The organism is Paenibacillus lycopersici, from assembly GCF_010119935.1.
GTDB classification, from domain to species: domain Bacteria; phylum Bacillota; class Bacilli; order Paenibacillales; family Paenibacillaceae; genus Paenibacillus_Z; species Paenibacillus_Z lycopersici.
In genome coordinates this window covers 6,015,637-6,036,874 of record NZ_CP048209.1, presented here as the reverse complement: position 1 = coordinate 6,036,874, position 21,238 = coordinate 6,015,637, and the positions used below count along the sequence as shown (strand labels likewise).

19 protein-coding genes are annotated in these 21,238 nt (G+C 57.1%); 13 read left to right on the top strand and 6 right to left on the bottom strand.

Features of this window, described 5'->3' with window-relative positions; genetic code table 11:
- Positions 1–106: 106 nt before the first annotated feature.
- Both GXP70_RS26470 and GXP70_RS26465 read right to left on the bottom strand, forming a co-directional pair.
- Positions 107–1,465, bottom strand: coding sequence for an MFS transporter (locus GXP70_RS26470; protein ID WP_162359579.1), 1,359 nt, complete (start codon positions 1,463–1,465; stop codon positions 107–109).
- Between the two features lie 85 nt (positions 1,466–1,550).
- Positions 1,551–1,985, bottom strand: coding sequence for a MarR family winged helix-turn-helix transcriptional regulator (locus GXP70_RS26465; protein ID WP_162359578.1), 435 nt, complete (start codon positions 1,983–1,985; stop codon positions 1,551–1,553).
- A 415-nt stretch (positions 1,986–2,400) separates the two neighbouring features.
- Between GXP70_RS26465 and GXP70_RS26460 the strand changes: the two genes are divergently transcribed.
- Complete coding sequence (locus GXP70_RS26460) at positions 2,401–2,826, top strand: hypothetical protein (RefSeq protein ID WP_162359577.1); 426 nt, start codon at positions 2,401–2,403, stop codon at positions 2,824–2,826.
- A gap of 113 nt (positions 2,827–2,939) precedes the next feature.
- Positions 2,940–4,055 (top strand): DUF4303 domain-containing protein, encoded by a 1,116-nt coding sequence (locus GXP70_RS26455; protein WP_162359576.1) that lies wholly within the window; start codon positions 2,940–2,942, stop codon positions 4,053–4,055.
- Positions 4,056–4,679: 624 nt separating this feature from the next.
- Here the strand turns inward: GXP70_RS26455 and GXP70_RS26450 are convergent.
- Complete coding sequence (locus GXP70_RS26450; RefSeq protein ID WP_162359575.1) at positions 4,680–5,600, bottom strand: amidoligase family protein; 921 nt, start codon at positions 5,598–5,600, stop codon at positions 4,680–4,682.
- 338 nt (positions 5,601–5,938) lie between these two features.
- On the opposite strand from GXP70_RS26450, the gene GXP70_RS26445 reads away from it, so the two are divergent.
- Positions 5,939–6,523 (top strand): hypothetical protein, encoded by a 585-nt coding sequence (locus GXP70_RS26445; RefSeq protein WP_162359574.1) that lies wholly within the window; start codon positions 5,939–5,941, stop codon positions 6,521–6,523.
- Positions 6,524–7,134: 611 nt separating this feature from the next.
- On the opposite strand, the gene GXP70_RS26440 is transcribed toward GXP70_RS26445, so the two are convergent.
- The 3 genes from GXP70_RS26440 to GXP70_RS26430 form a co-directional block, all read right to left on the bottom strand.
- Positions 7,135–8,538 carry a glycine--tRNA ligase gene (locus GXP70_RS26440; protein ID WP_162359573.1) on the bottom strand — a complete coding sequence of 468 codons (1,404 nt, stop codon included), beginning with the start codon at positions 8,536–8,538 and terminating at the stop codon, positions 7,135–7,137.
- Positions 8,539–8,923: 385 nt separating this feature from the next.
- Entirely contained in the window at positions 8,924–9,139 is a 216-nt protein-coding gene (locus GXP70_RS26435) for a hypothetical protein (RefSeq protein WP_225442568.1), read from the bottom strand.
- Positions 9,140–9,419: 280 nt separating this feature from the next.
- Complete coding sequence (locus GXP70_RS26430; RefSeq protein ID WP_162359571.1) at positions 9,420–10,847, bottom strand: sulfatase family protein; 1,428 nt, start codon at positions 10,845–10,847, stop codon at positions 9,420–9,422.
- Between the two features lie 199 nt (positions 10,848–11,046).
- On the opposite strand from GXP70_RS26430, the gene GXP70_RS26425 reads away from it, so the two are divergent.
- From GXP70_RS26425 to GXP70_RS29960, 10 genes are all read left to right on the top strand, one after another.
- A complete protein-coding gene (locus GXP70_RS26425) occupies positions 11,047–11,868 on the top strand; it encodes a helix-turn-helix domain-containing protein (protein WP_162359570.1) in 822 nt (273 codons plus the stop codon).
- A gap of 353 nt (positions 11,869–12,221) precedes the next feature.
- A complete protein-coding gene (locus GXP70_RS26420; RefSeq protein ID WP_162359569.1) occupies positions 12,222–13,088 on the top strand; it encodes a phytanoyl-CoA dioxygenase family protein in 867 nt (288 codons plus the stop codon).
- A gap of 543 nt (positions 13,089–13,631) precedes the next feature.
- Positions 13,632–15,041, top strand: coding sequence for an ABC transporter substrate-binding protein (locus tag GXP70_RS26415; protein ID WP_225442567.1), 1,410 nt, complete (start codon positions 13,632–13,634; stop codon positions 15,039–15,041).
- Positions 15,042–15,112: 71 nt separating this feature from the next.
- Complete coding sequence (locus GXP70_RS26410; RefSeq protein WP_162359568.1) at positions 15,113–16,012, top strand: carbohydrate ABC transporter permease; 900 nt, start codon at positions 15,113–15,115, stop codon at positions 16,010–16,012.
- A gap of 17 nt (positions 16,013–16,029) precedes the next feature.
- Positions 16,030–16,920 (top strand): carbohydrate ABC transporter permease, encoded by an 891-nt coding sequence (locus tag GXP70_RS26405; RefSeq protein WP_225442566.1) that lies wholly within the window; start codon positions 16,030–16,032, stop codon positions 16,918–16,920.
- 59 nt (positions 16,921–16,979) lie between these two features.
- The gene (locus tag GXP70_RS26400; RefSeq protein ID WP_162359567.1) at positions 16,980–17,813 is read left to right on the top strand and encodes a phytanoyl-CoA dioxygenase family protein; all 834 of its coding nucleotides are present in this window, start codon (positions 16,980–16,982) and stop codon (positions 17,811–17,813) included.
- Positions 17,814–17,872: 59 nt separating this feature from the next.
- Positions 17,873–18,760 (top strand): helix-turn-helix transcriptional regulator, encoded by an 888-nt coding sequence (locus tag GXP70_RS26395; RefSeq protein WP_162359566.1) that lies wholly within the window; start codon positions 17,873–17,875, stop codon positions 18,758–18,760.
- A gap of 177 nt (positions 18,761–18,937) precedes the next feature.
- Positions 18,938–19,942, top strand: coding sequence for a hypothetical protein (locus tag GXP70_RS26390; protein WP_162359565.1), 1,005 nt, complete (start codon positions 18,938–18,940; stop codon positions 19,940–19,942).
- Between the two features lie 235 nt (positions 19,943–20,177).
- Positions 20,178–20,828 (top strand): GNAT family N-acetyltransferase, encoded by a 651-nt coding sequence (locus tag GXP70_RS26385; protein ID WP_225442565.1) that lies wholly within the window; start codon positions 20,178–20,180, stop codon positions 20,826–20,828.
- Positions 20,809–21,027 carry a GNAT family N-acetyltransferase gene (locus GXP70_RS29960; RefSeq protein ID WP_225442564.1) on the top strand — a complete coding sequence of 73 codons (219 nt, stop codon included), beginning with the start codon at positions 20,809–20,811 and terminating at the stop codon, positions 21,025–21,027. Before GXP70_RS26385 ends, GXP70_RS29960 begins: the two co-directional genes overlap by 20 nt.
- Positions 21,028–21,238 lie beyond the last annotated feature (211 nt).

The following is a 21,238-nucleotide window of genomic DNA, read 5'->3' as shown; positions in this document are numbered from 1 at the left end:
AGATCGCGTTCTCTTTCATCTTCGATGCAAGCCTTGCGTTAACCTTCACGCCGATCGAACAAAATCGCGCCGGTAGCTTTCAGGGAGGTTATTATAGCTGCCTTGTTCAGCTAGCCGGCTGCGCGCGCGGCGTTTCGCGCGGCACCCGTTCCGGCTTGCCTGCCGTCCGGATGTACCAGACGAGAATGGCGAGGGAGAGCAGGCAGACCAGGAGCAGAATGCGGTAGACATTCTCGTAGGCGCGGCCAATCGGGACGTTCTTCTGCAGGGCCAGAATCAAGCCGAACGCCGCGACGGAGACCGACCCGCCGAAGAATTGAATCAGCTGCATCAAGCCCATGCCCGAGCCGATCAGCGGCTTCGGCAGGATGCGGGACGTCTCGTTGTTGAGCGAAGACAGCGTCGCGGAGAACGAGGGCGAGAAGCAGAGATACCCGCACAGGACCACGAGCGGCGAAACCTCCAGCGCAAACGAGAATACCGCCAGGACGACGGCCAACATGCAATGGCCGATCAGCAAAAACCGGATGTTCCCGTGCCGGTCGATCCACTTCCCGACGAAGCGGGTCAAGAAGGCCGACAATAACGCCCCCGGCGCGATCGTCAAGCCGATCTTGATCGCCGATTCGCCATCCAGGTTGGCTAATGCGAGCGGCATGAGGAACAGATTGCCCAGGTTCAGCACCAAGGCGCAGAAGCCGATCGCCGTCAGCTTGCGGTAGTCCTTCTTGGCGAACAGCGCCGGATTGATGAATGTTTGCCGGTCCCTCCTCCGCAGATGCCAGGCATGGATCAGCAACGAGAGCAGACTTCCGCTGAACCAATAGAACGAGCGCTGCATGATCGCGACCAGTAACGTCACGACATTCACGGTCGTAAGCAGGGCGCCCGTCATGTCGAATTGCAGCGGCTTCGGTTCTTCGCGGGGAAGCAGGCGCATCAATACCGGAAGCACGAGGAGAATCAGACAGGTGACGGCGAACAAGCCGTTCACGCCGAAATACTCGCTGATGACGCCGCCGATAATCGGCCCGAAGCCGAACGCCATCGCGCTCCCCGTCGAGATCATCGCAATCGCGCGTCCTCGCCGTTCATAGGGAATGTAGCGGCTCGCCATGACGAGCCCGAGGCCGGCCATCGTACCCGCGCCTGCCGATTGCAGGATGCGCACGGCCAGCAGCATGTCGAAGCTGCGCGCGAAAATGCCGAGCGCCGAGGATAAACCGAGGATCGTCAGTCCGACCAGCAGCAGCTTCCGCATCGGAACGCTGTCGGATAAACGGCTGTAGATGATGGTCGACAGGGCGTAGCCGATGGAGTAGCTGGATATGATCCACGATCCCAGATCGGCCGTGATGCGATAATCCGTAATGATGCTCGGGATCGATACGTTAAACATGGTTGTATTCATAATGACGATAAACACGCCAAACATCCAGATTGGCATGACAACGCGGTCATTCATGGCTTTGTTTCCTTCCTATCGTTTGAATCCAGTTATTCTCTGGTTGTTCGTGCGGGCATGGAGCGGATAGCAGGCGCGGGCATCGTTAACGCTTCAGATGCCGATTCGCGTTGCGGTTGATTTGGGCGATCGCCCGCGCGAATGCGCCGAGCTCTGCGGGCGTCAGCTCATCGACGGCGTCCTTGTGGACTTGCTCGTCGATCGGAATCAAGCGCTCCGTAAGCTCCTTCCCCTCGGGCGTAAAATAGACCAGCGACGACCGTTTATCCCGCGGATTCGAGCTTCTGGCAACGAAGCCCCGCTTGGCCAGCACGTCCAGTATGCGCGTGACATTGGCTTGATCTTTCCCGGCTGCATGGGCCAAATCCTTGATGCTGATGCCTTCCTGCTCCTGCAGCCGCTTCAGCAGCGACCATTGTTCGCTCGTGATGCCGTAAGGGCTGAATTCCTGGTTGAAAAGCAAGTTCAAATTGCGCAGCGTCCGCGCGATGTTGAACCCGACATGGTCGTCAAGTTTCATCGGTACCCTCCTTCATATACATGTTATAGCATGTATGTCGTGTCATGCAAATCGTAGAGCGAAGCGCGTCGATCCCGGAACGCGTATCGATTGAGGGCCGATCGCCAGCGGGCCGATTGGCAGCGTAGACTGCAGGCCTAGCAGCAGACATCGTTCGCAGGAAGGGATTGACAATTACTGGCGGCGGCTTATAATCGATGCTATAAGTTTTCACGATTCGTCCGGAAGGAGGCCTGCTTCATGCAGCCGAACCGCATTTACAACCATCATCATCATCGCCGTAAGCGTTAGCACCCCTGAAGCATTCAGGGCGGGCTTGCGCTGCTTGCGCTTCCCGTCCTGCCGCCATAGGAGCGCGCGGGAGCCATAACTCCCGCGCGCTCTTTTATTTTATACATGCAAAGGAGACGTGGCTGTGGGAGAGAACAACGAAACGGAAGGCAAGGAAACCGGGGACGCAAATTGGCTGGAGCCGGCTTATGTGCGCATCCAAACGAGGTATTGCAGCAGGATCGGCAAGCCGGCGGGCATCTTCGCGGCGTGCTGGCATTTGCTCAGAGGCACGATGCGGGACGATTGCCTGTCCGAGGAGGACAAGGCGCTGTTCCTTGCCATCGAGGCATGGTTCGTCGAGCATCTGCCGGAACCGCCGTTCTACGAGGACGGCAACGCGATGCGGGCGGTCACGTGGTTCAAGCGGCAGGCGGCCCGCGACATGCTGCCTCGCCTGAATCCGCTGCTTGGGCTGCTGGTCAAATACGGGGTCGACTACGACATCGTGCATACCGATTCGCCGGGTCGGATCGTGTACGAGGACGAGTATCAGGTGGGGGTTGTGTGAGGAACGGCCAAATGTGCTAGAACCGTGGGAATTTGCATAAAAAAAGGGAAAAAATCCGCCGATAAAGGAGGTGTACGGGAATACGCGAATGGGATAATCGGAGGATCGCTGACATGAATACTTACTATTCCGAGCTGGGCCGCAAGTTCGAAGGACGAACGCCGATCGATACGGAAGGCTATTACGTGCTTCACCGCAATGAGGAGATCAGCCGGAGCCTGACCGTGCCGAAAGGCGTGCCGATGATCACGGCCGCGCGTTTCGTACAGGCGCTGGCAGACGGCTGCGGAACGATCATACGCGCGTTTGCCCGGCGGCCCGAGAACAAGGACGTCTATGCGTTCAGCCTCTACGCGGACGATCACAGCGGCTTCCTCGTATACATGAATACCGAGGCGGGGTTTCAAACCGCATTGGCCGCATACGGTCATGACGATCCCGAGCGAATCCGGGCGCTGAAATACGGCCAGGGCGATTTCGAATTTCAGTTCCGGTCGGAGCAGATGGGCGAGCATGGCGAGACGATCCGCCTTATGGAACGCGCGGCATATCGGGCGCTCGATCTCAATGAGGATAGCGACTCCGGCAAGGACGTGAGCGAGCCGGTTGCCGCCATCGAGGCGGGGATCGTCGACATGGGCTACCAGGTGCTGGCGCTGCGGGCGGTGCAGCGCTTGATCGAGGATGATGCGTTCGCTCCGCTTCGCACGACGGCCGATTTCATTGCCTACGCGGCGACGGAGAACGATTATTTCAATTACAGCATCGTCATGCGCAAGACGATCGAGCCCGCCTTGTTCGACGCGCTCTTCCCCGAGCTTGGCGAATACGATCGGCAGTATCGCCGTGAGCTGGAATCCTATCGCAAGCTGACGGTCGCCGAAGCGCTCGACTATTGGACGGAAGCGGCGGACGGCTCGATTACCGCTTCGCCGTATCGCTATATCAAGTCCGAATACGAGGTGTTTGCGCAGCTGGCGCCGTTCGGGAGCGCGCTTGCCGAGGCGAGTCTGCCGAGACTGAGACGCGTCGCGGAGCAAGACGATTTGGTTCAGGATGATCGGAAGAAGCTGTTTTATTATATGGAATGCCTGCATTTCTGCGGCGGCCTGACGGACGGCCAGCGGGAAGAATGCCGGTCGATCGCGGCGCTGCTTGAAGCGAAGCACGGGGAGCTGAGAGAGGAAGCGCGCCAGCTGGTTCGGCTCGCGAACGGGGAGGCTTCATAGCGGAAACAATAGAGCCGATGCACCATGGGGTTGCGGGTGCGTCGGCTCTGTTCTTACATGGCGGGCAAGGGCGGTGTTCCGCGAGTCAGCAAAGAAAGACGATGGTGAGGCGGGCATCGCGTCGATGCTCTGCTGCGGGCCTGCGCGATGACGGTTGCGGATGGCTGAGCGGCTGCGATAGCCGTGCAGCCATCCGCGGCTATCGCAGCCGCTAATGCCGCCAACGCAAGAAGTACCGTTTAGCTTCTAAAGCGGCATGCGCCGCAACGCGGCGAAGACCGAAAAACCACGAAAGCGATTTATCGGGAAGCGGGCTTTGACAATGGCGCGTCCGATGCGATTCGAGCGTACGGCCTGCAGTTTAGGAAACCGTCGCTCTATCCTGCAGAACAGCGGACAATGCGGCGAGGGCGTAATACCGGCCAAAGCCGTAATACCCGCCAAAGCGATGAGTGCTGCTAGCCGCTTAGCGGTGATCGCCGCAAAGCAGCAAAAGCAGCCAGTACCGCAAGCCGCAAAGTCACTAAAGCGTCCAGTGCCGCAATGCGGCGAAGGCTACGAGGCGCTCAGCACCGCAATACGGCGAAGGCTAAGAGGCGTCCAGCGCGGTAATGCGCTCGAAGTCTACGAGCCCGCGGGCTTATCGGCCTGCCGCACGATCTGCCAGCAATCGGCCGGCGGTTTCAGCACATAGCTGTACAGGTTGCCGCCCCCTTGCTCGATGGCGACGAGGATGCCGTCTTCCACGGGCAGCGCGTGATGCAGCTCGCCGCGCGGAAGGAGCCGTCCGATCATGCCCTCGACGATCGGCAGCAGCGCGTCTTCGAGCCATAGCCGCTCCCGGTACCAGCGCGGGACCGGTATGGGCGGCGGATACCCGTCCGGCACCGCGCCGAGCGCTGCCGCCAGCTCGCCCGGCGTTGCCGGGAGCCGGCGGCCTTCGCCGACGGCCGCCGCGAAGCGCAAGCACAGCTCGACGACGCGCATGATTTCGTCGTCGGCCAAGGTGCCGTTGGCGTAGCGGATCTCGACCGTGCCGTTATCGTACCACGCGGCGGCATTGATGCCGCAGCGGTGGGATTGCGGCCGGCCTGTACGGCACAGCGACTCCCGGCGAGGGCTGCGCAGGTAGGCATCGCGCACCGCCTCCGTGACCGGCGGGCAGTAGAACAGCCGCTCCTTGCTCGTCCTCAGCAGCGCTTGCAGCGCGTCCTGGCACGCCAGCGCGGCCTCCACGAGCGGCAGTATCATCGCTTCGCCCCAAGGCTCGATGCCGACATGAACATGAAGCCCGCAGCTCCAGTTCATGCGCGCTCCTTGCTCGCGCAGCCGCGCCAGCATGACGCGGAGCTGGTCCCGCTCCGCCCACGCCAGAGGCGGCGTTTGCAGCTCGCTGCCGGACGGCTCGCCGGCGTCGTCGATCTGTTCCTCGTCCAGCGCCATGACCCAGCCGGGCAGCAGCTCTAGCTCGGCCGGCCGGCCGCCGATAAACTCGATTTCTACGCCGAAGCGCAATTCGTTCCATTGAACATGTTGTGGCCACATCGTGGTTGCACCCTCTCTTATGATTTGATCGTTGCATTCCCAAATCGGGAAGAGAGGGGGGAGCGCGGGGTCTGGCTTCCATACCGGCCGGAGCCGGCCTGCTGGCTGCCGCACTTGTCCGGCGGGCATCGGAACCGCCTGCGGCTGCCGCTCGGGCTTACCGGGGGATTTTCATTCTTGGCATCGAGGTTCCTCCTGTCCGTAATGGTCTTCCTGGTCTAGTACATTCGCCGCCTGGCGGAACAATTCCTCTGCGCGCCTAGCGCGCTGCAACTTATTGTCGCTGTCGCCGTCTAGAAAGTAAGCGGCAACATGACAGAGAGAGAGGGGGCTGCATCATGCGAAAATGGTACAGCGTATTCGCGATGATCCTGTTCATGCTGACGGCATGCGGCAGGGCGGAGAAGGATGATCCGCAGGCCAAAGCGCGGGCGGAGGCGAACAAGGCGGTCATGGAGCAAATGGCGCACCCGAAGCCGGCGTACCGGGACGGCCTGTTCGACATGAAGCTGAATGTAGAGCGGACAACGGTTAAACGAGGGGAAGCGATACATGCTTCGGCGACGTTTGCTTATATCGGCGGCGAGCCGAAAATAACGGTGTACGGGGCGCGAAGCTTCCTCGGTTTCGTCATACACGACGGGCATAACTTCGCCATGGACGGCGCCTCTACGACGGAACGCGCCCCGACGGAGCTCGTCCAAGGCAAGCCGCTCGTGCAGCCGTTCTTCAAAAGCGGCGGTTACAGCAGCGATGCTCCCGACGCGAATTATTGGCGCGGCTTCTATGCGGAGAAGGAATTGATCCTGCCGCCGGGCAAGTACGTGCTGGCAGCGTCGGTCTCGTTCGATCTGCATGAAGACATCGCCGATCGATCGTCGTATACGGGTTCGGTGTATCGGACGATTACGGTCGAGGAGTAGGAGGGACCCTAGGGGACGCCGGCCGCATTCATCAGCGCATAATGGAGTAAGTCGCCAGATAAGCAGTAGCCGGTCTCTAGCATCAGTAACCGGTCTCTAGCATAAGCCGTATATGCCGCACCGAATAGACAGCCCCGGGCTTTATGGCCCGGGGCTATGCTCCATGCACCAAGCAATCGGCCGAATGCGAGCAAACAGGTGCACCCCGTGCACCGTAGTCTGTCTAGAAAGTATTCAGTCCTACGACATCACATATGCTGACACCGATAACCGCCATGGGCTGAGGACAGAGGATCCGTTATTTTGTTGAAAGTGGTGTTTTTCGGTTGGCGAACGGACTCGGGATCCGTTATGGTCTCCAGAAAGCGCCGAAAGTCTACTTAATTGGCAGCATAAGGGATCTCCTGTCCGCAGGCACACGAAAAACCAATGAAAACGAGTGAATAACGGATCTCCTGTCCACTTCCTTGCTTTTGACGGCAGCGTTGCTGACTAACAGGTCATAAAACCATTTTATCGTAGCGTTCCCGGCAGGCCCAAAAGGCCCAAAAGGCTGCGCCCTACGCCGGGGAGGCGGCCGCCGAAACTGCACTGCAGTTCGGCTAAGGAACCTAGAACACCATCTTCTCCGCGACGTACGCGCGAAGCTCCGCGATCGGCAGCCGCACCTGCGCCATCGTGTCGCGGTCGCGGACGGTGACGCAGCCGTCGGCTTCGGACTCGAAATCGTACGTGATGCACAGCGGCGTGCCGATTTCATCATGGCGGCGGTACCGTTTGCCGATGGAACCGGCCTCGTCGTAGTCGACCATGAAGTCTGCGGCCAGGTCGGCATAGATCCGCTGCGCGCCGTCCGCGAGCTTCTTCGACAGCGGGAACACCGCCGCCTTGAACGGCGCAAGCGCCGGGTGCAGGCGCAGCACGACGCGGCTGTCGTCCGCTTCGAGCCGCTGCTCCTCGTACGCGTCGATGAGGAAGGCCAGCGTCACGCGGTCCGCGCCGAGCGATGGCTCGATGCAGTACGGCACGTACCGCTCGTTCGTGTCGGGATCGAGCACGTGGAAGTCTTCGCCCGCATGCGTCATATGCTGCTTCAGGTCGAAGTCCGTCCGGTCGGCGATGCCCCACAGCTCGCCCCAGCCGAACGGGAAGCGGTACTCGATGTCGGTCGTCGCGCTGCTGTAGTGCGACAGCTCGTCTTCGGCGTGATCGCGCAGCCGGATGCTTGCTTCCTTCATGCCGAGGCCGAGCAGCCAGTCGCGGCAGAAACCGCGCCAGTACTGGAACCATTGCAGATCCTCGCCGGGCTTGCAGAAGAATTCCAGCTCCATTTGCTCGAATTCGCGCGTCCGGAACGTGAAGTTGCCGGGCGTGATTTCATTGCGGAAGCTTTTGCCGATTTGGCCGATGCCGAACGGCAGCTTCTTGCGCATCGACCGCTGCACGTTCTTGAAATTGACGAAGATGCCCTGGGCCGTCTCCGGGCGCAGGTAGATCTGGTTCGCGTTCGATTCCGTCACGCCCTGGAATGTCTTGAACATGAGGTTGAACTGGCGGATGTCCGTGAAATCATGCGAGCCGCAGTCCGGGCAGGCGATGCCGTGCTCCGCGATAAGCGCCTTCATGGCGTCGAACGTCATGCCGTCGACGACGACCTCGATGCCCTTCCCGTCCAGGGCGTTCTCGATGATTTTATCCGCGCGGTGGCGGGCTTTGCACGATTTGCAGTCGATCATCGGATCGTTGAAATTGCCGACGTGACCCGAAGCGACCCACGCCTGGGGGTTCATCAGAATCGCGGCGTCCAAGCCGACGTTATGCGGCGACTGCTGGATGAATTTCTTCCACCACGCGCGCTTGATGTTGTTCTTCAGTTCGACCCCGAGCGGGCCGTAATCCCATGTATTCGCGAGTCCGCCGTAAATTTCGGATCCCGGGAAAATAAACCCGCGCTGCTTCGCCAGCGAGACGACGCGTTCCATGGATTTCGGTTCGTTGGTTAGTTCGTTGCTCATCGACAGACACTCCTTCGGCCGTCGCGCGGCCATGATGGTAATAGAAAAAGCTCCCGCCTCCGGACATCGCATGCACGCGATATCCGGGGACGAGAGCTTGCGCACCCGCGGTTCCACCCCAGTTGACGGCCTTGAAGAAGACCGACCACTTTTAGACGAACAATTGGAGATTGCTCCGGACTGCCGTTTCCCCAAGGTCTCTTCCGGGCTTGCACGATCCCCGGCTCGCTGCAGTAGAAGACTGCTCAGGTACTATGGTCCATCATTGCCGATCATCCATGTTTTGGCTATCGTATCGCGAAGCGGGAGAAAAAGCAACCGGAATCAATCGGATTTCCGCAGGCGCCGCGAGCACGCGCACATACGGCAATCGATTCAACGGACGTCAGCGCCTGTCGGAATAGAGTGCCGTCGCCTGCGGTTCATCGATCGCTTCATCAATGAACAAATCGTTCAGCGAGCTAAGCGAGCCGTCCTCTTCGACCTGATAGACGTCAAGCTTCTCGCCGGCCAGACTCATTTCGATGCAGCAGTTCCAGCAAAAATACTGATGAGGACCGATCTTGCCGATATCGGACGAGTTGCAGTTGATGCATTTCAAGGGCATGGGCTCCTTTCGGCGAATCTACGAATCTACCACTGCGGGAAATGCTACTAGCATTGCCGATTTAACGAACGCCTAAACCCTCCGCTATCAGCGGAAGGCAATCCTGCAATCGCATCGGATGCCGATCATGAGCTTTCATCGCAGAGGCAGCGCGGATTCGCGGACGCCGACAAGGCTGCCGCCTGACGAAGGGGCAGCCTTGCGATGTGCGGCGCGGAAGAAGCGGAGCCCGGCTTGCCGGATTTCGCAGCGTCACGGTGCGGCGATGCGCTCCCTATCCGGCCGAAAGCGTGGCCGTCCGCAGAATGCGCCGGTCTTCCGTCCAATGGTCGCGGTACCAGGTGCAGCTCTCGAACGTGTCGGAGACACGGTCCATGCTGCGCGCGAGGAGCCCCCGGAACCGCTCCAGCACGGCGGCATGACCCGGGTCGCCGGCCAAATTGCGCATCTGGCACGGGTCCTCCGCGTTGTCGAACAGCAGCTCTTGCCGGTCTGCCCGGTAGATGGCGTAGGTATACCGTTTGTCCCGCAGCGCCCGCCATTCGTGGCCGTCCGACCAATCCGCGGTAGCGCCGGTTCCTTGCAGGAACGCCGCCTCCGGTTCTTCGCCGGCTTCGCCGAGCGCGAACGGGCTAAGGTCGGTACCTTCGACCTCCGAAGGGACCGGAAGATCGAGCAAGCTCAGCAAGGTAGGCATGATGTCGCATGTATTCAAGCAGACGTCGGTCTCGCCCTGCGGCACGCGGCCTGGCTGGCGCAGCAGGAACGGCACGCGCACGGCCTCTTCGTAGAAGATGTTTTTCCCCTTCCGTCCGTGGGCGCCGAAGAGCTCCCCGTGATCGGAGGTGAAGACGAACACGGTGTCGTCCCGGAGTCCAAGCTCGTCCACGGCAGCCAGGAGCCGGCCCAGGTTCCAGTCCAGATTCGCCGTCATCGCGTAGTATACGCGCAGCCATTCCGGGATGGACGCGCGCTCCTCGGAAGACAGCTTGGCCCAAGCGTCCGCGTGCGGGTCGTCGGCATCCAAGTAGTTCCGCGGCAGCGCGAACTCGGCGTCCTTGAACCGCGCCAAGTATTCGGCGGGCACGTTGTCCGGCGTCCATGGATCATGCGGCGTGCCGTAGGACAGGAACAGGGCGAACGGACGGTCTGCGCCCGCGAGCCTCCGCAATTGTCCGATGGCCATGTCGGTCTGCCCGTCGGGCTCGTAGCCGTCCATGGGGATTTTGTCGGCGGTATCGGCGTGGTAGTACATGCCGTAATAATCGTGGTGAAAGTTGTATGCGGCCCAGAAACCGTCGAAACCGAGCCGGTGTTCGCCGGGCGGCGTGTACGAATTGCGAGTCTCGAAGTGATGGCCCAGCTCGTTGGCCGACAGATGCCATTTGCCGATGTAGGCCGTGTCGTAGTCATTGTCGGTCAGCACATGCCCGACGCAGCGATGATTCGGGTTCATGCTGATTTCGTTGATGACCATGCCCGTGCTGGTCGTGTATTTGCCCGTGAACAGCGAAGCGCGGTACGGCGCGCATACCGGGTGCCCCGAGACGGCGTTCGCGAAATTCATGCTTTCTCCGGCGAGACGGTCGATGTTCGGGGTTTGCGACAGGCGGTCGCCTGCATAGCCGCAGGCGGACAAGCGCAGCTGGTCGGCGAAGACGTAGATCAGGTTCGGCTGCGTGCGAGGTTGGTTTCGTTCCATCGTAATGGCCTCCTTGGACGGGCGAAGGGGCGCCCTATGCTCGAATGGGTATTGGCGTCGCGTCTTTCTCTCACGTTCTCATTTTACTGCGGCCCGCCGCCGCGCGACATGCGGGATTCGGAACAAAAGGTGGGGGATAGGGACATATGTTATAATGCGGGCATAGAAAATGGGATGAAGTAGAGTGAGGGTTCTGGACATGAAGCATGGCGAATTGTACACCATTCCTTCGGACTGGGACGGCGGCGTCTCGGTTCCGCTCATCGGCACCAATTATTGCCATGCCAATTACCGCAACGTTCGCGGCCGCGCCGATATCACGGTGATTGCTTGCGTGCTGCGCGGGGAAGGACGGATTCAGGTGGACTCTGTCGTGCACCGGCCGAAGGCAGGCGACGTGTTCATATTGCGCAAAGGAAGCTACCACGAAGTGACGGCGCTGCCTGACCAGGAGGAGTATTGGACGTACCTGTGGTTCAACGTCGCGGGCAGCAGCGAAGGGCTGCTCGCGGCATTCCAGCTGTGGGAGAAATCGCTCGTCGCCGACGCGCCGCTTGAGGGGCTGTTCCGCAAGGCGTTCCGTCTCGTCCGCCGCAATCGGCAGGGGGACTCGGAGCAGGTCCAGGAAGGCGTCCTGCTCGTGCTGACGGAAATCCTGATCGCCCTATCGCGGCTGCTGAAGAGCCGCAACCTGAAATTGTCCGATCAGGCGCAGCAGATCAAGCAGTATTTGGACCAGCTGGCGGAGCCGTTCGATTCGGAGCGCTTCAGCCGGAGCATGGCGATGTCGTACAAGCAGCTGAACCGCGTGTTCAAGCAGGAGACGGGCTTTACCGTGTACGGCTATCTGCTGTCGAGGCGGATCGGCCAGGCCGAGATGCTGCTGCAAGACACGAGCTTGAGCGTCAGCGAAATCGCCTTTCGGCTCGGCTATGCCGACCCGCATTATTTCTCGAACCTGTTCAAGCAGAAGACGGGGATGACGCCGACGGGCTTTCGCCGGCAGGCCGGCCATCGCTGATCAAGCGGGCAGGGCGGCGTTTCGTCCGGCTAAGGCCGGCAGGGATTGAAACACGATGGTAAGAAAATGTAATATGATTGCAATCGGCATTTCATCTTGTCTTAATATAACGCGCCTATACTAGAACTCGACCCCCTTTTTGATATAAACCTTTGGACCTGCGGCCCGTTGCCGCGGGTCTCTTTTTTTTGCCGTTCGGGCAATGACAGGGAACAGGCACGGCATCGTCGATCGCTTGCCGAAATCGCCGGAAGTTTGGACAAATCGCGGCCGACTCTGCCAAATACAAGCCGCAGTCGGCATGGTACATTGAGCACATCGATGAAAACGAACTTGACGGAGGTAGAGGAACGATGGAGAACAAGCGGCAATCGGGCAGCTTGACGCGGGAACAGCTCGATCATTACAACGTTGAAGGCTATCTCGTTCTGGAGGATTTGCTCGACGAGCAGGACATGGCGGCGCCGCGCGCGGCGATGGCGGAGAAGGTGTCCATGATCGCCGACGAATTGTACGACGACGGGCTAATTGCGGATAAACTGGAAGGGGAGCCGTTCAAATACCGGCTGGCCAAGTTGTTCGCGGGAAAGACCGACAAGGACTTCCTGAAATACGGCCGGAGCTGGCGGGATCGGATCGCGGGTTATTATCGCCTGCTAAGCAATCCGAAAATCCTGAATGCGGTAGAGTCGCTGATCGGCGATGAAATATTCGCCAATCCGGTCTACAACGTGCGGCCCAAAGTGCCCGGCGTGGCGGCCGGCGCCGTGCCTTGGCACCAGGACAAATCGTATTGGCCCGACGCGAACGCGAATCCCGTCATCACGGTATGGATTCCGCTCGTGGACGCGACGCTTGAGAACGGGTGCCTGCATATCAAGCCGCGCACGCAGATCCGGAAGCTGCTGGATTGGCATGCCGAATCGCACACCGGCACGGGATATACCGCGCTTCACGAGCATCAGCTCGGCAAGTGCCCGACGGTCGCGCTGCCGGTCAAAGCCGGCACGGCGATCCTGTTCAACGACCGGGTGCTGCATATGTCGACGCCGAACGGCTCCGACCATGTCCGCTGGAGCGTTGATCTGCGCTACCAGCCGACCGATCAGGACCCGATGGTGCAGCACGGCGTCGGTTTCCTGGCGCGCAGCGGCAAATTCCCGAGCCGCGTGGCGACGCTTGCGGATTGGCTGGCGGAGCGGCCGGAGCACGAAGGCTGACTGGTGAAGTGACGTCAGCCTGAAGGACTTGCGTATCGTCAATGGCTATCTTTCATGAATAATGATAACAACGGAGCCCGCAAACCCGCGAGGCTCCGTTGTTATTTTATAAGCAGACCTAATTTGCAGCTTAAATCCAACTGTATTTCCCTTCCATCAGTGGCTGCCTCACCGCCGAATGCTGCCGGAATCGTGTGAGCAAAAACATACAAAAATACGAGAGCCCTTCTTTTTCGAGTCCCTTTTTCATGGGGCCTCCGAACGGCTCGGATCCTTGTACTGCGTTCGGGTAACGGACGGAGCGCTTCCGTGCAATGCTCGGTGACAAGCTGCTTTTTCGGCATCTCCGGCGGGTGCTGGCCCTGCGAATTGCGGATCGCATAGTCGAGCGCCATTTTAATGATAAGGTCGTCCCGTTACTTTTTATCAACAAGCCAAATGATCAAATTTTATAAATCTAGGATCAAATGCAAAAAATACTTTTCCCGCAGCCTCTTATATAATTCACTCGTGGAAGCGGTTTCTAAATAGGGGAGGGTGCGTATGACGAAGATGAAATTAGCAGTGAAGGTCGCGATTCCGACGATGCTGGCCGTCTATTTGGCCGGCTGCGGCAGCTCGGGCCAGTCTGCGAACGACAGCGACGGTTCCGCCGACAAAGGAGAAAAAGCGGAGGTCGTCGTGTGGGGGCTCGACCCGCTGTCCGTTGGCAGCGGCAACAAGGAAATGATCGATGAATTCAACAAACAGCATCCCGGCATTAAACTGGTGACGCAAGCGATGCCGGGCTCCAGCGGCTACGACACCCAGGACCTGAGCAAGCTGACCGCCGCGATCGCCTCCGGATCGCCGCCTGACGTCGTCAATCTGAACGGGCCTTTCATCATGGAAGTCGCTTCAAGGGGAATTCTGATGCCCTTGAACGATCTAATCGACTCCTCCGGCTTCGATCTATCCCGATTCTACGATTACACCATCAAGGAAATGTCGTTCAAGGGCCAAGTATGGGGCTTGCCCGCAGGGATGGACGACAGGGTTCTCTATTATAACAAGGATATGTTTAAGCAAGCCGGACTGGATCCCGATAAGCCGCCGACGACGTGGGATGAGCTCCTCGACTATTCCAAGAAGCTGACCGTTCCAAGCGGCGATTCCTTCAAGCAGATCGGATTTCTCCCTAATTTCGGGAACAGCTGGTTCTATCTGTATTCGATTCAGAACAACGGGAAATTTCTCGACGACGAGGGCAAGAAAGTGCTTCTGAACTCGCCCGAGAACGTGGCGGCGCTCGATTTCATGGTGAAAGGCTACGACCTTCTCGGCGGCGCGAAGAAGACGAACGCCTATTCCTCTTCGTTCCAATCCGGCGCGAACGATCCGTTCCTGTCCGGCAAGCTGGCGATGGTCATTAACGGCAACTGGGTATTGTCCGACTTGCTGCGCTTCTCGCCTAATCTGAACTTTGGCGTGGCGATGCCGCCTACGCCGACGGGAGGCGATTTCAAAACATGGAGCGGAGGCTGGGCGTGGGGAGTGCCGAAAGGCGCCAAGCACCCGAAGGAAGCCTTCGAAGTCGTGAAATGGCTGACGACGGAAGGTCCCAAATATCAGGCCGAAGCGGCTGCGAAATACAATGCGGCGCAAAGCAGGACGTATATCCCGAATTGGACCGCCAACATCGACTTGAACGACTACTTGAACAAAACGTATATCGAGCCGCTGCAAAACGCGAACGTCAAGAGCGCGATCGATTTTACCGTCAAAGCGATGGAGAAGTCGGTCAGCCTGCCGGTATCTCCCGTCGGACAGCTGCTGTGGTCCGAACACGCGCGGGCGATCGACGAGGCGATCTACCATAACGGCAGCACGCAGGAAATCCTGGACAAAGCCAATGCAAAAGTGCAGGCGGAGCTTGATAAATTCTGGGCCAACAATACCAGCTTATCCAAATAGCAATCGTAACAAGAGAATAGGATAACCGCCGTTATTCTATTCTCTATTCCATTCGTGAAAAGGAGCGTATTATGGCTCAGACGCATAAAAGGTACCGGCAGTCGCGAAGGGAAGCGCTTGTCGGCTACGGCTTCGCCTCCCCGTGGCTGATCGGACTCGTCGTGTTCGTCCTATTTCCGGTTATCGCTTCCTTGCGATACAGCTTCATGGACTACGATATCTTGCAGCCGGCGAGATGGGTCGGATTTGCCAACTACGAGGCATTGCTTCACGACAGTCTGTTCTGGAAATCCCTCTATAATACGTTGTACTACGTCTTATTCAGCGTCCCGTTGACGATTGTCCTCGGTCTCGGCATCGCCCTGCTGCTAAATGCGGAAATAAAGGGGATTGCGCTATACAGAACCCTGTATTATATCCCTTCCATCGTGCCGATGGTTGCGGCTTCCATTTTGTGGGCGTGGATTTTCGATCCGAATTTCGGCATCCTGACGAACGTCGTGCATTTTTTTGGCCTATCCGCGCCCGGCTGGCTATCCGATCCCGCTTGGGCCAAAAATTCGCTGATTCTCATGTCCCTTTGGAGTGCGGGAAGCGGGATGATTATCTATCTTGCAGGCTTGAAGAACATCCCGAAAGTATATTATGAAGCGGCCGATATTGACGGAGCCGGATTGATCCGGAAATTCATGAACGTCACGCTCCCGCTTATCACGCCGACCTTGTTTTTCCAACTCATCATCGGGATGATCGGGAGTTTTCAGGTTTTTACCCAATCGTACATCATTACGGGCGGCGGGCCTAACGACTCCACCCTGTTCTACGTGCTGTATTTATATAACAACGCTTTCCGGTTTTGGAAAATGGGCTACGCGTCCGCGCTCGCTTGGGTGCTATTCGTTATCGTCATGTTCCTGACCTGGCTCAATCTTAAACTATCGAAACGCTGGGTTCACTACGACCAAATGTAAAGGAAAGGAGGAATCGCATGCTCCAGCCGAAGGCTCAAACACGGACGATGACGCGAAAGCGGCCTATTCTAGCCAAGTCATCGCCGAGATCGCTTCTCAGGCATATTGTCTTAATCGTATTAAGCGTTTTTTTCGTATTCCCGCTGCTATGGCTGTTGTCGACGTCGCTGAAGACGGATCTTCAAGTATTCGTCGTGCCGCCGGAATTGATCCCGAAGCCGTTTTTATGGAAAAACTATACGAATTTATGGACGTACTTTCCTTATTTTCTTTTTTTGAAAAACACGGTGCTGGTCGTCGTGCTCAGCGTAGCGGGCGTGCTGCTGACCGCCCCGCTCGTCGGATATGCTTTCGCCAGGCTGCGCTGGCCGGGCAGAGACTTCTTCTTTCTTATTCTCCTGGGCACGATGATGCTCCCGAGCCAAGTCACGCTGATTCCTTTATACCTGCTGTTCAGCAAGCTGGGATGGATCAACACGTTCATGCCGCTCTGGGTACCGGCTTGGTTCGGCGGCGGCGCCTTCTACGTCTTTCTGATCCGTCAGTTTCTCATGTCGATACCAAGGGATTTGGAAGAAAGCGCGTTTATCGACGGGGCCGGCTACATGCGGATTTATACGAACATCATGCTGCCTCTGATTCCTCCCGTGCTCACGACGGTTGCCATCTTTCAATTCATGGGGTCGTGGAATGATTTTATCGGCCCGCTGATTTACTTGAACGACCAGTCCAAATATACGCTTTCGCTAGGCTTGCGGATCTTCCAACAGCAATCCTCCCAATCGCAGGGGGAAATCGGGATGATGATGGCGGCTACGGCGATCAGCGTCGTTCCGGTCATCGTCTTCTTCTTCCTTGCCCAGAAGAAGTTCATCGAGGGCGTCGTTCTGACGGGCATTAAAGCGTAATCAAAAATGCTTGAAATGACATTCATTTTGGACATATGCGGAAAGGTGCGTGTTTGGCTGTGAGCGGTTTGCTTCAAATGCAATGCTTGCCGGAAGAGAAGGACATTCGGTTCTTCGAGGAGAACGGATTCTGGGTGTCGCCGAAAATTTTTTCGGATGAACAGCTGGAGAAGATTATTGCACGCCAAGATCGCATCTATCGCGGAGAGTTCGAGACGGGGAGAGAGCCGGTCTGCAACTGGCTTGAAGGCGTCGACAACCCGCGGGCGCTTCGGAAAACCGACAATTCGCATTGGTCGGATTCGATACTCCGTACGGTGGCAACCGATCCGACGATCGGAACCATCGCCGCCAAGCTGATGAATGCCGACGTCATTCGGCTCTGGCACGACCAGCTGCTCTATAAGCCCGGCAGAGGGACAGGCAAAGAAACGGCAAACGTCGGCTGGCACCAGGACTTCGTCTATTGGCAGAATTGCAAGGAACCGACATTGGTAACGGCCTGGGTTGCTTTCACCGACGTGGATCTTTCCAACGGCTGCATGCAGGCCGTTCCGCGGAGTCACAAGTGGGGACTCGTGAACGTGAACAACTTTTTCGAGCAGAACCTCGAGAAGCAGCAGGCGGAGATGGAATTACCGGACAATGAAGTATTCAAGCCGGTGCCGCTCGTCATGAAGGCAGGACAAGTCAGCTTCCACCATGCGCTGACGATTCACGGCAGCGGCGCGAATGCAACCGACACGCCCCGCCGTTCGATGGCCGTTCACTTAATGACCGGCGATACGCGATATCGGGACACGCCGAGGGGAAGGCATTTCAATGCCCAAATTTTGAATGGCAATGATGGAGATCTATACGAAGGAGACGCATGGCCAGTGCTTTACCCGTAATCGGCAGGACTATCGCAACAAAGAGGCGCAGCGAACATACCTTCGGAAGGTGAGGGATAATGGCGGAATCGAAACCTGAGAAGTATGATAAGCCTCATTGCGCAAGCGTGGTGGTATCGGATACGGAAATGCGTTTTGAGCTTCCGTTCGCAGATCTTGACAATATGCTATATATCGGAATTAACAAGACCGAAGATTGGACGGTAAGAACCCATTATCACGATCATTTTGAACTTTGCTATCTGGATCAGGGGCAGCTGACGTATTTTATCGATAAATCCATCTATCACATCAACCAAGGCGAATTATTCATTACGAAGCCCGGAGAAAGGCATTACGGGCTAACGGACGGAATTTCGCATTTTCGGCTGTATTATTTGGGGTTCAAGCTGGACATGCTGCGCGCAATCGAAGGCGAATATTATGGGATCGGGGTAGACCGGGTCATCATGGACGAGGACTATCAGATCAAACGGATGTTTGACCAGATCATCGGGGAAGTGCGAAATAAACGTCAGGGGAGCACGGAGATGGCGCAAGGGCTGTTTCTTCAGCTGTTGGCTACATTGCTTCGACTGCATCTAGACCGCACGACGCTCGGGTACAAAAAGCCGAAAATACTCAAACCGATGATCATTAGACTGATGGATTATCTGCAAGTGGAAATCCGGCACGACCATAATATCGAAGATATCGCGGAAAAACTGCATATTAGCCGTTCTCACTTGGCCCGCGCCTTTAAATCGACAACCGGAATGACCATCGGGGAATATATTCGCAATTTATGCCTGGATAAGGCAAAATACCAGCTGCGCGAGACCGACAAGTCGGTATCGGTAATCGGAGAAGAATTGCGCTTCATTTCCATTCACACGTTCAGCATTTTTTTCAAGCATTATATGGGAATGTCCCCTCTCGAGTATCGCAAGCTATTGCGAGCGAATTAGTCAGCTAGCGGAGAAACGGATTCAGACCGAAGAGTACATTGCTGAAAAAGATCGTCAATAAGGCCGGCCCGCCCAGGTGCCGGCTTTATTTATTGGTTTACATACGAACATTTGTTCTGTATATTATTGGTAAGCGGATATGGGCCGTAAACGAATTTCAGAGGGGGATGCGTTGCTGTGACCAGGCTGCAATGGAATCTTGGTACGGATTTGACCGATTTCGAGTTGGGGGCATCTGGTGCAAGAGCCGTGGATTGGAACGGTTCAAACGCCTTAGGTTTCGAGGGAGAGCACTGCGTTCCGGTTCTGCTCCGCGATCCATTGGGCATGGACAGTTTCCTCATTGAAGCTGAAGTTGCCTGCACGGCCGACAGTTTTGCCGGCCTTGTCTTCGGGGCAGCGGACGAGAAGAACTTTGAATTGGTATACGTGTCGGCGAGCAACGAATGGGGCTTGCCCAATCTTCAATACGATCCGGTCATGAACGGTTCCAGCACGTGGCAAATTTATCATGGGCCAAGCTATCAGGCCGTGGCAGCCGTTCCTCCAGATCAATGGGTCCGAATCGCCGTAAGGGTACAGCCGGACAGCGCCTCGATATACGTCGGAGGGAGCTCGCAGCCTAGTCTTGTCATTCCTAATCTGCTGCACGGCAGGGTGTCAGGCGGTAAAGTCGGCCTATGGGGCAGCGCCCCGAGTACCATCAGAAATCTTGTCGTTGCGCAGATCGAGCCTCGGCCGCATACCGAACGTACGCCGGACAGCGTCGTACGTCCCGCCCCGTCCGTAGTGCCGGCGTGGATGGTGTCCAAGCTTCCGGACCAAACCTGGATCGAAGCGCCAGTGGAAATCAACGGTACGCTCAATCTAAACAGGCTGTATACGGCCGAGCAGGGCGCCGTCGTTCAAGCGAAATATTCAATTAACCTGGCTGAGCGGCAAGAAACATGGCTTCGTCTCGGGTTCAGCGACCGCATCCGTTTATGGGTGAACGATAACGAGGTTTATGCGGGAGAGTGGAAATGGGAGGCACCCGGGTTCACAATGGACGGAAGGATCCGTGCCGACCAGATTCGCGTGCCCGTTCAGTGGAGAGCGGGCTCCAATACCATATTGGCGGAGGTGGCCAGCATAGAAGGCATGTATGGCTGGGGACTTAGCGTTCGAATGGGTCTTAAGTAGCCGAGGACAGGCAAGCCCGCGCGGTTATGGGCTGCAGAAATAATAAAAACCGGCACGATTACGTGCCGGTTAATGCCATTTAAAGGTAACCCGAAAATAGTCACGGATACATAATAGTCTATAAAAAAATCGCATATAAGTCTATATCTTTTTCGGTATGGGTTGTATGTTTATTAAGCGAAGCGGCCGCGACGCGCATACGTTCAATCATTTCAATAACGGAGGGTCAAAGCTTATGCAGCAGGCAGGCATTCGATATGAACAATACCGCGAACAAGATTATAAGGCCGTCAGCGATTTATTACTCCTGGATGCCCATACAGGCGAAAATATCCTTCGCGTGCTTGCAGAAGCGCCGGAATTGTTCGTTACCGCGTATCGGGGCGATACACTTGTCGGGGTGGCTCAAGTGAATGAGCCGGGAACGCAATCGTATTTGACCGTGTTTGTTACGCCGCAGTTCCGCAGGCAAGGAATTGGCTCAGCCATGCTCGAGCATGCCGAAACTCAATTGCGGTCAGGAGGAACCCGGAAGGTTAGAAGCTCCTTTCGAGCCGGGCATCTCTCGGCGCTTGCGTTTGCGCACAAGCATGGTTACTCCTCTTATTTTTCATCGGCTCTCATGCAGAGAGTGGGTGATCCGTTTCCTCTGGATGAGCTTCCGGTACGTCCGTACAGGGACGAAGACTATTTTGCCAGCCAATCGCTCTATGCTGAGGCTTTTCACGACATGCGTGTTCGAGTCGGGCGTTTTCCCGATTCCGTTGTCGCAGAGCCCAGCGAAGAAGAACGAAGTGCCTGGAAGGCGGATGCGGATACCCGCTATGTCTATGAAGTAAACGGGGGAGATCGTCGCTTACAGCCACTTGGACAGCAGTGGAATTAGCAGCGTTTGCGTCCGAACCGACCTCCAGGGACGGGGGATCGGAAGAGCGTTTGTCATGTATTTGTGCAATGAGATCTATCGGCGCGGCAGCGCGGATATCAGTCTCTGGTGCGTAGTCGGCAATACAGCGAGAAACCTGTACGACAGGCTTGGTTTTCGGGAGAAGTATACGATGGATTTCGTGCGCAAGGCGCTGTAATGCGCTGGATGCATATCGCGCAGGCAACAAGAAAAAGCTGCGGCAATTGCTGCTGCAGCTACTCCTTGTTCCGCCTTACTATAAGACAAAGTACTGTAAACGTTGAACGCCGTCCGGCAACTCGTTACAGAAATAATAAAAACCGGCACAAGCATATGCCGGTTAATGTCATTACAGGATAACCCGAAAATAGTCACGGATACATAATAGT